The following is a 13,874-nucleotide window of genomic DNA, read 5'->3' on the forward strand; positions in this document are numbered from 1 at the left end:
GTATTGTTAAAAAGATATTATTACTCCTTGTCTTCCGGTAACTTTATCTCTGCGATATGAAAAGAAAAGGTCATCTCTTTCGTAGGTACAAAGTTTTAAAGAACAAATATCAAAAACGTCATATTTTCTAAATATATGTTCAATTCCACCTGCTATATCGATAAAATACTTTTCTTGATATTTTTTTACGTGGAAGGAGAGATCTTCATGGGCTTCAAATGATTCTGCAATATCTTTATCAACTTCAAGATGTTTCCACGATATTCCTGGTCCGATCGAGACAATAAGATTTTTAGGTTTAATTCTTCCAAATTTTATTATGTCAAAAAAAGATTCTATTATGCCTTTATATAAACCTCTCCAACCAATGTGAAGTACTGCGATAAAACTTTTCCTCTTTTCTGTGATGAGAACAGGATAGCAGTCGGCTGTTCTTATAAAGAGTGGCAAATTACTTTTTGAAGTTATTAAACCATCTGCTTTTTTTATAATTCCTGCACTAGAAACTTGTACAACATTGAACGAGTGAATTTGCTCTGCCTCACACCAACTTGTTTCAACCTGTGTTTGAGAACTAAATATTTTGCGATTTTTGATAACATTTTCAGGCAGATCACCTGTTTGAAAAGATAAGTTCAAACTATCGTATGGCTTTTTGCTTACTCCGTTTAATCTAGTTGAAAAGCCATGCTTTATTCCCAGGTGTAAAAATCTTTCATCCTGTATTATTGATTGAGAATTGAAAAAAAAAGGATAATTTAGTTTTTCACTCATTTTAAAAGCTCCTTTGCGTGTTTTAGACCATATTCGCTAACATTTCCAGATAGCATTCTTGAAAGTTCTTCGAGTCTGTCGTCTTTATGTAATTCTTTTACTATTACTCGAGTAATATTATTTTTTTGCTCTTTTATAATTTTATAATGTAAATCTGCACATGCTGCAACATTTGCTTGATGTGTAATTATAAATATTTGATTGAATTTTGACAATTCTATTAACTTTTCTCTCAATTTAACAGCAGCAAAACCACCTATACCAACATCTATTTCGTCAAAGATAAAGGCTTTAAAATTTTTATCCTTTTCGTTTTTTAATAATTCAAGAGCGATCACAATCCTTGAAAGCTCACCTCCTGAAGCTACTTTGTTGAGCGTTTCAAGAGGTATTTCTGGGTTTGCACTAAAGTAAAATTCAATTTCTTCTGCACCATATTTTGAAAAAAACTTGTCATTTATCTTTATTTCGCTTGAGGGTTCGATAAAAATTGCCATAAATTTTGCATTAGGAATATCAAGGTCTTTTAATTGATTTTCAACCATGTGTGAGAAAATTTCAATATTTTTAAATCTTTTCTCACTAAGTTCACTTGATAATTTTAGGATTTCTTTTTTAGAATTTTCTAGTTTGATTTCTAATAATTCCTTCTCTCTTTCTAAATCTAAAATTTTATTTATTTCTGATTCAATATTATTTCTTGCCTCTTCTATTTGTGATATTTCTTGAAGTCTTAAGATTCTTCTAATTTTCTCTGCTGAAGATAGCCTATCATGTATATATGTAAGTCTGTTTGTAAAGTCTGGCATCTTTTGAATTCTTGCCTCTACTTGTTCGCAAAAATTTTCATATGAGGATTTGAAATTTGTAAAAGAATTTAATAAATCATCAATTTCTTCATATTTTGATAGTTTCTTTATCTCAATTAATACTGAAGACATATAGTCAGAAAAGCTTGATGGATACGAAATGATTTCCAAGATCTTTTGGAGTCCTTCGTTTATTAATTCATATTCTTCAAGACTATTTTTTTCTTGTATTAACTCGGCAATTTCTCCAGGATAAAAATTTTCCTTTTCAATTATTTTTAAAAGATCTTGTAAAACCTCTTTTCTATTTTTTAGTTCATCTAAATTTGAATTTATTTTTGAAAGTTTTTTTGATAAAGTTTTATAGTTTTCAAAAGATTTTTCATATAACTTTCTCAACAAAGTAGTATCTGAAAAGGAATCAAATATTTCATTTTGATAAGACTTTTTGAGAACCGACTGATTTGAATGTTGACCCGTTAATTCAACAAATTCAAGAATGGATTTAATTGTTTTTAGATTTGACACTTTATCATTAACATAAAAGGTACTCTTACCATTTTGGTTTGTAATTTTTGTTATTTTAATATCTTTTTGTTTTATTTCATCTGACTCATTTTTATAAAATCCTGTAATTTCTAAGACTATAGTTGAAGGACTGTCATTTTTTTTGGGTATAAATACAATTTTTTCTCCCAACAAAGAGGCTATTGCTCCAGTTATCAAAGATTTCCCTGCACCTGTTTCTCCAGTTAATGCACTTATTTTTCGGCTAAACTTAATTTTAATGTTGTCAATTATTATAGTGTTATCAATTATCAATCTTTTAATTATTCCTGAAGTAAAATTTAGATCTAATATTTCATTTTGCATAAACTATACCTCGAACTTATATATGTTTAAGATCACGTTCCCCATGTAAGCTTTTCTTTAAGTTTTTTGAAAAACGATGGCTTTTTATTAAATAAAAGGGTAATATACTTTGAAGAAGGTGTTATTATAGATTTTTCAATGCCTTTTAAGGGAGTTATGCATTGTCCGTCTACACTATAATAAAGTGTATCATATCTAGGATCAAACTCTATCTCTATAGGTTTTTTTTCAATAACCATAGATTTACAACGAGGATCTCTAGGTGAAATTGGAGTAATGATCATACAATCGAAAAAGTGTTCTACTATTGGACCTCCTGCCGAATAAGAATAAGCAGTGGAACCAATTGAGGATGAAACTATAACTCCATCTGAAAAAATTTTGAAGGTTATGTTATCAATTTTAATTAGCCATGGGACCATTAATGGATCAGATCTTGAAAAAATTATTTCATTAAGCGCATATTTAATTTTATCTAAAGTCATTATCTCTAAAAGATTTACCTTTTCTGAGTAAACAGAAGGAAAATTTTCGAGAAACTCTTCTAATTCGTCGATAGATCCAGTAGATAAGAAACCAAGTCTCCCAAGGTCTAAAGCATAAATGGGTATTTTTTTTCCAAGATTAATTTCATGAATCAATCTTAATAACGTTCCATCCCCACCAAAAGTAATTATTGCATCAGCCTCTTCTTTAATTGGGAAATTTGTAATTAAATTTGTTTCTTTATCAATAGAAAAAAAATTATATTTTTTACCTAACTGATATAGAAAATCTAAATTATATTGTTTTTTTGGATTTACTTTAATTAAAAAATTATAATTTGCCAAAACTTTTCCATCCTGGATTAGAATTTTTTTGCTATATTTTCTAATTTCTTGGTTGTTTTTTCTGGATTTAAAAAACTGTCTATATATTTTAAAATATTTTCCTCATCAAGCCCAATTTGTTTTAATATAGATTCATTATCTCCATGTGGCATAAAATAATCAGGGAAACCTAAAACATCTAAAAACTTATCTGCTAGCCCCAATTTTGATGCTACAGACAAACAATATGAACCAAATCCACCTATAGCGGAATTTTCTTCAACAGTAATAACCTTTTGATGTGTTTCCAATATTTCTCTGAAAAATTTTACAGTTTTTTCAGTCCAGGGCTTTATTTTTTTGAATGCAAATATGCTCACTTCTTTTGTTAGATTGTTCTTTTCTATCATATCAAGACATCTCCAACAGATAGGCCCTATTGATAGGACAGCAATTTTATTTCCTTTGTTAATTGATTCTGGTTCTTCAAAATCTATTGATGCGCTGTTTCTTTTTCCAATAATTTTTCCCTTTGGGTATCTGATTACTGCTGGCTTATTGAGATCTATAGAATGCCTTAACATATTCTTTAGATCAATTTCATCAGATGGAACGAATATATGTAAATTTGGTATTGGCAGTAAAAAAGATATATCGAAGGCACCATGATGAGTTGGTCCATCTGGTCCACACAATCCAGATCTGTCTAATACAAATACTACTGGCAAATTTTGTAAAGCTACGTCATGAATTACCTGATCGTAGGCTCTCTGTAGAAAAGTAGAATAAATTGCAACAACAGGTTTTAATCCTTGAGTGGATAAACCTGCAGCAAAGGTTACTGCATGTTGTTCTGCAATTCCAACATCAAAAAATCTCTCTGGAAATTCATTTGCAAATTTTGTAAGACCAGTACCGTCTGGCATTGCAGCCGTTATAGCAACAACGTTTTTATCATTTTTGGCAATTTCTACAATTTCTTCGGAAAATATTTTAGTAAAGGATATATCCTTACTAATGGATTTGCCAGTAGAAATTTCAAATTTAGGTGCGCTGTGATAAAAAGTAGGATTCTCTTCAGATTTCTTGTATCCATAACCCTTTTTGGTTACTACATGTAATACTTTTGGACCAGGATGATTAAGAGTTCTTTCTATGGTATATTCTAGAAGTTTTATATTATGACCATCTATTGGTCCATAATAATTTATGCCGAGTTCTTCAAAGAAACATTTTCCAATAAGAACTTCTTTGAAAGCATCTCTAAATCTTAATGCAAAGTCTAAAAATGTTTTTCCGTTTGGTAATCTATTGCTAAGAGTTTCTATTGTTAATTTGAAATTTTTGTAAAAAGGATGGGTTCTAAGTTCTAATAAAGTTCTTGCTAGCGCTCCCACATTTGGTGAGATCGACATTTCATTGTGATTTAGTATCACTGTTAAATCAGATTTTGTATGCCCAAGATAATTGAAAGCCTCAAGAGCCATTCCACAAGTCATAGCACCATCACCAATAATAGCTACCACTCTGCCTTCTTTGTTTAATAGCCCTTTTCCAATGCAAGCACCTAACGCAGCAGATATTGAAGTTCCAGCATGTCCTGTTCCAAAAAAGTCATAGGGACTTTCTTCTCTTTTAGGAAAACCGCTTATACCGTTGAATTGTCTCAATGTTGAGAATTTATCAAATCTATTTGTCAATAATTTGTAAGGGTATATTTGGTGTCCGACATCAAATATAACAAAATCTTTTGATAAATCCAATTTGGACAAAAGCGCTATTGTTAATTCGACAACTCCTAAATTTGAAGACAAATGTCCACCATTTTTGCTAACAGTCTTGATTATCGTTTTTCTAATTTCCTTTGCTAATTTCAACTTTTCATCTATGTTTAATTTTGAAACATCTTTTGGATCTTTTAAATTATTTAGAATTTCCATAGGAATGCAATCTCCTTTCATCGCTGACAAATAACTTTTTAATATTTCATAAGTATCAAACTAACAAGTATCCCCAAAAAACAACCAGCAATTACTTCAACAGGGGTGTGCCCAATAAGTTCTCTAAGATGCTCTTCTCTAAAGTAATATTTGTGACTAAGTTCATTTATTATTTTATTTAAAACTTTTGCTTGTTTTCCAGCTGCCTGTCTTACACCAGCGGCATCGTACATTACAATAAAGGCAAAGATTATAGTGACAGCAAATAATGAACTATTTAAACCCTCTTTGATGCCTATTACGGTAGCCAATGAACTAACAAGTGCGCTGTGAGAAGACGGCATGCCACCAGCTTCAGTGAGGTGTCTTAAATTGATTTTATGATTTTTCCTCCAATAATAAAACATCTTTAAAATCTGAGCTATAAGGCTTGCTGTGAATGGTATCCATATTAATTTATTTGCTAGAAATTCATTCAAATAATTCTCCATTAAAACCTAATTTATTAATTAATAGCCACTTGTACCTTTTAAAAAACTCAACATCAAAGTTTTCTTTCATCTTTAATATTATAGAATTAATAAGCTGAGTTTTTAATCTATTTATAGTTTCTTGACTGGCATATTTAAATATATTTGCTTTTTCTCCGCTATCCTTATCTTTCTCATCGTCAAATATTTGAAAGAGCAAACCAATATTTTTTCCTATCTCTTCAAGATTTATTATTTGTTTGTCTTCTAATTGCCCAATAACGCCGCCCATCATAAAGCTTGCTTCAAATAAAGCTCCTGTTTTTAGAGCCATTATATTATAAATTTGTTCAAAGTTTTCTATATTTGATATATCTAAAATTTGTCCTCCAATCATACCTTTAACTCCAGCTTTGTCAGATAAGATCCTAATTAGTTTGATTGCTAAATCACTATTTTCTATATTTGAAAGTATATTAAATGGCATTATTTGGAGTGCATCTCCTGTTAATAAAGCAAGGCCTTCTCCGTATTTCTTATGTAATGTTAATTTGCCTCGTCTGAAGTCATCATTATCTATAGCTGGAAGGTCATCATGTATAAGAGAAGCACAATGCATCAACTCTATGGCTAAAATACTTTCTTTAAGACCGAGCACATTATCGTAATTTAATTTTGGTATAACGTTGATCAGAAAAATAGGCCTTATTCTTTTACCGCCACTCAGGATGCTATATTTTATTAATTCTTTAGTTTTATCGGGAATTTCTTCTAACTTTGCTAAAAAATTGCTTATAACATTGTCAATAAAATCGATCTGTTTTTGAAAGATTTTTTCTATCTTTTCGTTGTAATACAGCTTATTTCTCCCTCCATATTTTTTGAAATACCAATCAAATTGTCAGCTGCTTCCATTGTAATTCGTTGATGAGTAACTACGATTAACTGTTTTTTTTCTTTTAAAATATTTAACAAGTTTACAAACCTTGCAAGGTTTGCTTCATCTAATGATGCATCTACTTCATCAAAATAACAAAAAGGTGTTTGATTATTTTCCATCAGAGACACATAAAGTAAAATTGAAATCATTGCTCTTTCTCCACCGGACAACATGTTCATGTTTAAAAACTTTCTTCCGGGTATTTTTATCTCCAAAAATATGCCATTTGTTATGGGATTTTTGGTAGATACTAATGAGGCATTTCCATTGAAGATCTCTTTAAAGTAAGATCCCAATTTTTCATTTATTTTTTGCACTGAATTGATAAGTTCATTATTTACATGGCTATCCAATGATTTTATAGTTAAATTTGATTCTTTAAGAATTTCTTTAATACTTTTTATTTTTGTTTCCTGTTCAGCAATTTCTTCTTTTAGCTGTTCATAATTTTCTTTAACTTTAAAATTTATTGGTCCTAATTCATCTCTTTGTTTTAAAAGTGTGCTAAAGGTACTTTGGAGCTCTTCTGTTGAGTAATCTTTATAGTTTTTATTTTTAAACATTTCTATATTTGTATTGTTAATATTTTTTAAAAATTCATTATTATTTATTAACTCTTCTATTTTCACATTTAATGATTGCATTTTATTATCAATTTCAAAAACCTTTTTTAAAAGTTCAGATTCCTTTTGTGCTAACCTACTAGATTCTACTACAAAATTCGTTTCCTGATATCTGATTTGTTGTTCTCTTAAGAGTTTGATCTCTTTTTCAAAAAATATTTTACGGTTTAAAGATTCTTCTTTAGATTTTTTCTTCTTTTGAAATTCATCTTTTAAAGTGTATATTTCTTTATTTATTTCTTTTACTTTATTTTCTAAGTCCTCTAGTTCTGCATTAAGTGTAGTAATCTTCTTTTCATTAGTTGAGATTCTTTCATTTATTTTACTAAGTTCAAAAACTATTTGGAAATTTTCTCTTAAATCGTATAAATCTTTATCTAATTGAGAAAAGGATGTTTTAGTACTATTTAAGTTAGATATCGTAATTTCTAATGACTTGATTTCTTTTTCTAATCTTTCTTTTTCTCGTAAGATAATATTTATTTGAGCATTAAGTGAATTTTGTTCAAGAACTAACTTTTGGATATTTTCCTTTAATTTTTGAAGTTTTAAGTTTAATCCTTCTGTTGAAATTTTTAATTCTTTATATTCAATTAAGTTTGCTGGTTTTTTAATATTTTTTTCTAAAAGTTGTATTTGACCATTTGTTGAAAAAATTTCTCCATCCAAAGTTACTAGTCTAAACTTCCAAAACGATTCGTTATTTCTTAAATTTATTGCCTCTTCAAAAGAATTTAATAAGAGAGTATTACCAATAAGATTATAAAAGAGTTTTGTTAATTTACTATCAAAATTAATTAGTTCAATTAGTCGTTTTGAATTATATTTTTTTAAGATTTCTTCTTGAATAGTATGATGGAAAACATTTGGTACAAGATCTAGAACGAAAACGTTTAAATTTTTATTTATTTTCATTGCAGCGTTCTTCAGATTGTTCAATTCGCTTTTGCTTTGCAAAACTAAAGATCTTTTAAAACCGCCTAGCGCTACACTTACTGCAATATTATATCTTTCTTCTGTATTATATAAATCTTCGAGAAAACCTAAAATGCCACTTACTTTAGTTGTTAAATAATTAATAAGTTCAGCTTTTTCGTTTAATCTTTTTTCTTCAAATATTTGATCTTTTTCTAATGTTTTACTTATATTTTTTAGTTTCATAACATTACTATTAAATTGTTCTTCTAAAATTGAAAGTTCCCTTTGTTTTTCGCATAATTTAGTTGATATCTCTTTTAACGCAGTGTTATTAAGGCTTAGTTCATTAGTGAAGTGATTGAGAGTTATTTTTTTAGACTCAAGTTCTTTCAATAATGAGTTATTTTTTTCAATTTCAGAAATATTTTTTTCGAAAATATTAAGTAGTTGTAAAATTTCATTAGGTTCTTTTTCTTTAAGCATATCTGGTAAAAGGTCTTTTAAATTTTTTAATTTTTGAACGTTTTCTGAATTAATTAAGTTTATTGTTTTTATTTTATCTTTTTTTGAATTGATATTTTTAATGGTTAAATCGAGTTTTGATTCAAGCAGTTTAATCTGACCATCTAATCTTTCCAGAGAAATTTCGTTTTCATGTATTTCTTCGTTAATTCTTTCTAAAATAGAATTTTTTGCATTCATTTCACTTTCAATATTTTTATTTAGTTCTTTAAATTTTAAATACTTATCTTCAACTTCTTTTTTATAACTTAATAATTTTGCATACTCTCTCTTAATATCTATTTGTTCTTTTTCAGTATTTAACCTTTTCTTTATTAATTCATCGTATTCTCTAAGTACTAACTCTTTTCTTAATAAATCGATTTTGTTAGAAATTTCAATGTAAATGTTGTATATCTTTAAATCTTTGTAAAGAATTTCTAGTTTTGATTTGTTTTTTTTCAATTCTGTATTGAATGTTTCAATTTGTTCTTCCTTTTCTAAAATTTTTGATTCTAATTCAGCTTTTTCTGCTTTATAGTTTCCATATCCTAAAGATTCTAAAAATATCTGACAAAGTTGATCAGAATTTAAGTTTAAAATTTTGTCAACTGTACCTTGATCTATAATTAGAAAAAGAGTTGAACCAAGACCAAATGGTCTAAGTATTTCTGTCATTTGTTTTTTTTGGACTTCTACATTGTTTATATAGTAGCTATTAATTCCGCCTCTTGACATGTATCTTTTTATGTTTAGCTCAGTATTGTTTTTTTCTAATTCATTTAAAAAGTTTATTTCAACTTCACAATAATTTACAGGTTTAAAATTTTTGTATCCTGAAAACAACAGCTCAATCGATGAATCTGCTCTGATTGAAGAGATTCTACCACCAAGTACCCATTTTATGCTTTCTCCAATATTGCTTTTACCAGAACCATTTGGGCCTATTATTACATTTAATTTTTTGTCAAATTCAAATATAAATTCTTTATAAAAGCTTTTAAAACCGAATATTCTTAAATTTTGAAGATAAATTTTTTTCCTCCAAAATTATATGTTTTGATATAATGAAATATAATGATAACATATAAATGAGGTATATATTTGAACGTAAAAATCAATTTTAAATCTTATATATGTGTTGGTTGTGATTCATGTGTTTTAATGTGCCCTGTTAGCGCAATAAGCCTAGTAAATTTTAAAGTTTTTTTTGATTATAGTAAATGTATAAAATGCAAATTTTGTGAATTTGTTTGCCCTATGGGCGCCATAGAAATTGAAGATTAAAGCTTAAAGGCTTAAGGAGGAAAATTTGGCAAAGGGGATAGCTGTAGTTTTTTCAATAGATCCAGATTTGTGTGAAGCGTGTGGCGCTTGTGTTCTTATTTGTCCAACGGGAGCTATTTTTATAAGCGAAAAGGACATTGAATTTTCAGTAATTGATCCGGATAAGTGCCAAGGTTGTGGAGTTTGTGCGATTGTATGCCCAAATGGAGCTGTTAAAGAAAAGTTAAATGAACCTTAACTTTATTTTTTAGGGTTTAACAATCGTTTCAGTTCCTTTTATAAAATATGTTGGATACTTGATTATTTTTCTATTATTTTTTATTATTAGAGAGTTTACTTATATCCAAAATAAAGTTAAAGAGGCTAAATTTTATGTTAAAATATTTCCTTATGATTAAGAGTGATAGATTATTTTTCGAAATATAAAGGAGGATAGCTAATAATTGTTCCTATTCGATAAAGTTAAAGAAGCACTAACCAAAACAAGAAGAGTTTTTAGCTCTGTTGTAGGGATGGAAAGTATAGATTGGGATGAAATACTTGAAAAATTTTTGCTTGTTGATGTTGGTGCTGATGTTGCTCAAGAGATTGTTAGAGATGCTAAAAAAAGGTGGTTAAATGCTGCTCCTATTGAAATTGCACTTAAAGAAGCGATAGAGGATTTTTTACCGGAAGGAAAACCACAACTTTTTTTTACTGATTCGCATCCTTGTGTTTGGCTTCTAATAGGTGTTAATGGGAGTGGAAAAACTACTACATGTGCCAAACTTGCAAAATACTCTATAGATGAATTCAAAGCTAATCCTTTACTTGTTGCTGCTGATACTTTTAGAGCTGCTGCAATAGATCAGTTGAAAATTTGGGGAGAAAAGCTAAATATTGACGTTATTTCTCAAAAAGAAAATTCTGATCCTGCAGCTGTGGTTTTTGATGGTTTAAAAGCTGGTAAAAGCAGGAGAAAAAATCCTATTATTATAGATACTGCAGGCAGACTTCACACAAAAGATAACTTAATGGAAGAGCTCAAAAAGATAGAACGAGTAATAAATAAAGAGATAGAAGGTGAACCATCTGAAGTTTTACTGGTGTTAGATGCCTCTACAGGATATAATGCTGTAAAGCAGGCTGAAGTTTTTAGTAAATCTTTAAATGTAACGGGTATAATTCTTACAAAATTAGATAGTTCTGCAAAAGGTGGTTATGTGTTAAATATTACAAAAAAGTTTAATATTCCAGTTAAATTTATTGGCCTAGGAGAAGGTATAGAAGATCTTGTGCCTTTCGACAAAGCTCAATATGCAGAGGGGTTGATCCCATAAAATGCTTTCTGATTTTAGTGAAAAGATTCAAAGTCTTTTCAAAAAATTTAGAGGTTATGGTAAACTAACAGAGAAAGAGATTAATGAAATTTGCAGAGATATAAGGCTTTTATTCCTTGAGTCTGATATTGCATTATCAGCTACTAAAAAAATTGTAGAAGAGATTAAAAATCGCTTAAGTACTTTAGAATTTACTACTGAAACGTCTCCTGGCACTTTAGTTTCTAATATAGTCAGAGAAGAATTAATCAACCTTCTTGGAAAACCAGGTGGTATTGATTTTTCGGAAAAACCTACTTTAGTAATGATGGTAGGTATTCAAGGAAGCGGAAAAACAACAACTTCTGCAAAGATTGCTAATTATTTTGCCACAAAAGAAAATAAAAAACCCTTGCTCGTTGGTGCTGATGTGAGAAGACCTGCTGCACAGCTACAATTAGAAAAATTATCTCAACAGATAAAGGTTCCCTTTTTTACAGATAAAGATCCATTTTTAGCTTGCGAAGGAGCTTTAAATCTGGCAAGATCTAAAGGATATGATTTGATAATAGTTGATACTGCTGGTCGTACACATGTTGATGAAGAACTTCTTGATGAGCTCAAGGCTTTAAACGAGAGATTTCATCCAAAAAATAATATCTTAGTTATTGATTCTATGATGGGACAAGAAGCAACAAAAGTTGCAAAAGCTTTTTTTGAGACTATTCCTTTGACGGGTGCAATATTAACAAAGTTTGATGGTGATGCAAGAGGTGGAGCAGCTTTTTCTTTAAGAGAAGTTACTGGTGTACCACTAATTTTTTTAGGTGTAGGAGAGAAAATACAAAACCTTGAAAAGTTCGATCCTGTAAGGGTAGTGAACAGGATTGTAGGTATGGGCGATATTGAGGGCTTAATTGAAAAAGTGTCAGACATTAAAATTGATACTAGTAAAAAACCTCCAGAAGAAATAGAAAAGTGGAATTTTGATACCTTTTTAGAAAGTATGCGTCAGATTAGAAAAATGGGACCTCTGGAAGAGCTCTTGTCAATGATACCTGGTTTTTCGAGTATTAAACAAATGAAAGATATGATACCAGATGAGAAACAAATGAAACGGATTGAGGCAGTAATGTTATCTATGACTCCAAAAGAAAGAAAGAAACCTGAAATAATAGATGCAAGCAGAAAAAGAAGAATTGCAAAAGGTTCGGGAACTTCAATTCAAGAAGTTAATCAACTTTTGAAGCAATACGAGATGTTTAAAAAGATGTTTAAATCAAAAAATTTAAAGAAGGGCATAAAATTACCAAATTTTCCAATAGGAAGGATTTAAATTATAAAATTTAGTAGGAGGTTTATTATTAGTGGTTAGAATTCGTCTCCAGCGTGTAGGTTCAAAAAATAGGCCATTGTATCGAATTGTGGTTGCTGAGAAAAGAGATCCGTTAAATGGCAAAACCCAAGATGTAATAGGATTTTACAATCCCTTACCAGAAAAAGCATTATTTAAAATTGATGTTGAAAAGTATAATAACTATATTTCGAAAGGTGCTAAACCTTCAGAAACAGTTGAAAAGTTGTTTGCAAAGTTTATTAATTCTAAGGGTTAAGGTTGACTGATTTTTTAAAGATTACAATAAAAAATTTGGTAGAGCATCCTGCAGAGGTATTAATAAATGAATCTGTAGAGGAAAATAACGTTTTTTATGAAGTTTATCTTAAATCAGAAGACATAGGAAGAGTAATTGGCAAACACGGTCAAATAATAGATTCAATAAGACAAATATTAAAAGCAGTAGGAAAGAAGAAGGGTATTAATTATTTTGTAGAAATCAAAGAACTTTTAGTTAAAAATTGAGGGTTATGAATGAATTCTTATTATGTTTTAACGCTATTTCCTGAGATATTTAATACCTATTTTAGTATTGGTCTTGCAAAAAAAGGTTTAGAGAAGGGTCTATTTAGTATAAATATTATTAATCTTAGAGATTTTACAAAAGATAAGTTTAAAAAAGTCGATGATTACCCGTTTGGAGGATCTTCAGGCCTGGTTTTACAAGTTCAACCTATTGTAGATGCTATTAATTACGTTGAAAGTATGTGTCCTGATGTGATCTTTTTTTATCCTTCTCCAAGAGGCGAAGTTTTAAAACAAAAAATGCTTTTTGAAATTTCCAAAAAGTTTGATAAAATATGTTTTTTGTGTGGTCATTATAAAGGAGTAGATGAAAGAATATTCAAGTTAAAAGAGATAAAAGAAATTTCTGTTGGTGATTATGTTTTGAATTCTGGTGAAATAGCTACAATGGTTTTGTTGGATGGTTTATTGAGATTAATACCAGGATTTATAGGGAATGAAAAGTGTATAATGGAAGATTCGATTTCAAGTTACCTTTTAGAATCTCCAAATTATACAAGGCCAAGAGAAATTTTTGGCAAGGCAGTTCCAAATGTTTTGTTAAGTGGACATCACAAGAATATTAAATTTTGGCAAATGAAAGAATCTTTCAAAAAGACTATAAAGTCTAAACCTTATTTAATTTTAGGAAAAAGCTTTGACAAGAGTGAAAAAGCAGCTTTTGCACAAGCGAAAGAAGAAATTTTAAAAGAATTGTATTCAGGAGGCTAG

The 13,874-nt window shown here is 29.2% G+C and carries 14 protein-coding genes; 7 read left to right on the forward strand and 7 right to left on the reverse strand.

The features are described 5' to 3' along the window. Positions 1-6 precede the first annotated feature (6 nt). The 7 genes from pgeF to TDSAC_RS04265 are packed head-to-tail and all read right to left on the reverse strand — an operon-like array spanning position 7 to position 9,692. Positions 7-774, reverse strand: coding sequence for a peptidoglycan editing factor PgeF (gene pgeF, locus TDSAC_RS04235; RefSeq protein WP_108309031.1), 768 nt, complete (start codon positions 772-774; stop codon positions 7-9). After that, positions 771-2,456 (reverse strand): AAA family ATPase, encoded by a 1,686-nt coding sequence (locus tag TDSAC_RS04240; RefSeq protein ID WP_108309032.1) that lies wholly within the window; start codon positions 2,454-2,456, stop codon positions 771-773. Before TDSAC_RS04240 ends, pgeF begins: the two co-directional genes overlap by 4 nt. A gap of 32 nt (positions 2,457-2,488) precedes the next feature. After that, positions 2,489-3,286 carry an NAD(+)/NADH kinase gene (locus TDSAC_RS04245; protein WP_199919921.1) on the reverse strand — a complete coding sequence of 266 codons (798 nt, stop codon included), beginning with the start codon at positions 3,284-3,286 and terminating at the stop codon, positions 2,489-2,491. Between the two features lie 17 nt (positions 3,287-3,303). Further along, positions 3,304-5,205: a 1-deoxy-D-xylulose-5-phosphate synthase gene (dxs, locus tag TDSAC_RS04250; protein ID WP_199919922.1), complete on the reverse strand. Its 1,902-nt coding sequence runs from the start codon at positions 5,203-5,205 to the stop codon at positions 3,304-3,306. 38 nt (positions 5,206-5,243) lie between these two features. Continuing rightward, entirely contained in the window at positions 5,244-5,684 is a 441-nt protein-coding gene (locus tag TDSAC_RS04255; RefSeq protein ID WP_108309035.1) for a divergent PAP2 family protein, read from the reverse strand. Next, positions 5,677-6,534, reverse strand: a complete 858-nt coding sequence (locus TDSAC_RS04260) for a polyprenyl synthetase family protein (protein WP_108309036.1) — start codon at positions 6,532-6,534, stop codon at positions 5,677-5,679. Before TDSAC_RS04260 ends, TDSAC_RS04255 begins: the two co-directional genes overlap by 8 nt. Further along, positions 6,513-9,692 carry an AAA family ATPase gene (locus TDSAC_RS04265; protein ID WP_321165948.1) on the reverse strand — a complete coding sequence of 1,060 codons (3,180 nt, stop codon included), beginning with the start codon at positions 9,690-9,692 and terminating at the stop codon, positions 6,513-6,515. Before TDSAC_RS04265 ends, TDSAC_RS04260 begins: the two co-directional genes overlap by 22 nt. 69 nt (positions 9,693-9,761) lie before the next feature. Here TDSAC_RS04265 and TDSAC_RS04270 point away from each other — a divergent pair, with 69 nt between their 5' ends. The 7 genes from TDSAC_RS04270 to trmD all read left to right on the forward strand — a co-directional run bounded on the left by TDSAC_RS04270 (position 9,762) and on the right by trmD (position 13,874). Further along, complete coding sequence (locus tag TDSAC_RS04270; RefSeq protein ID WP_108309038.1) at positions 9,762-9,944, forward strand: DUF362 domain-containing protein; 183 nt, start codon at positions 9,762-9,764, stop codon at positions 9,942-9,944. Positions 9,945-9,969: 25 nt separating this feature from the next. Continuing rightward, positions 9,970-10,182, forward strand: a complete 213-nt coding sequence (locus TDSAC_RS04275) for a 4Fe-4S binding protein (protein ID WP_013756342.1) — start codon at positions 9,970-9,972, stop codon at positions 10,180-10,182. 205 nt (positions 10,183-10,387) lie between these two features. Next, positions 10,388-11,263, forward strand: coding sequence for a signal recognition particle-docking protein FtsY (ftsY, locus tag TDSAC_RS04280; protein WP_108309039.1), 876 nt, complete (start codon positions 10,388-10,390; stop codon positions 11,261-11,263). A gap of 1 nt (position 11,264) precedes the next feature. Then, positions 11,265-12,578, forward strand: coding sequence for a signal recognition particle protein (ffh, locus tag TDSAC_RS04285; RefSeq protein ID WP_108309040.1), 1,314 nt, complete (start codon positions 11,265-11,267; stop codon positions 12,576-12,578). A gap of 31 nt (positions 12,579-12,609) precedes the next feature. Next, complete coding sequence (gene rpsP / locus TDSAC_RS04290) at positions 12,610-12,855, forward strand: 30S ribosomal protein S16 (protein WP_108309041.1); 246 nt, start codon at positions 12,610-12,612, stop codon at positions 12,853-12,855. A gap of 2 nt (positions 12,856-12,857) precedes the next feature. Continuing rightward, complete coding sequence (locus TDSAC_RS04295) at positions 12,858-13,103, forward strand: KH domain-containing protein (RefSeq protein ID WP_108309042.1); 246 nt, start codon at positions 12,858-12,860, stop codon at positions 13,101-13,103. A 9-nt stretch (positions 13,104-13,112) separates the two neighbouring features. Then, a complete protein-coding gene (trmD, locus tag TDSAC_RS04300) occupies positions 13,113-13,874 on the forward strand; it encodes a tRNA (guanosine(37)-N1)-methyltransferase TrmD (protein ID WP_108309043.1) in 762 nt (253 codons plus the stop codon).

This window comes from Thermodesulfobium acidiphilum (genome assembly GCF_003057965.1).
Taxonomy (GTDB): domain Bacteria; phylum Thermodesulfobiota; class Thermodesulfobiia; order Thermodesulfobiales; family Thermodesulfobiaceae; genus Thermodesulfobium; species Thermodesulfobium acidiphilum.

What these genes read in the sequence shown, in the direction of transcription:
- pgeF (WP_108309031.1), bottom strand. Translation starts at nt 774, where the DNA reads ATGAGTGAAAAACTAAATTATCCTTTTTTTTTCAATTCTCAATCAATA.
- TDSAC_RS04240 (WP_108309032.1), bottom strand. Translation starts at nt 2,456, where the DNA reads ATGCAAAATGAAATATTAGATCTAAATTTTACTTCAGGAATAATTAAA.
- dxs (WP_199919922.1), bottom strand. Translation starts at nt 5,205, where the DNA reads ATGGAAATTCTAAATAATTTAAAAGATCCAAAAGATGTTTCAAAATTA.
- ffh (WP_108309040.1), top strand. Translation starts at nt 11,265, where the DNA reads ATGCTTTCTGATTTTAGTGAAAAGATTCAAAGTCTTTTCAAAAAATTT.
- trmD (WP_108309043.1), top strand. Translation starts at nt 13,113, where the DNA reads ATGAATTCTTATTATGTTTTAACGCTATTTCCTGAGATATTTAATACC.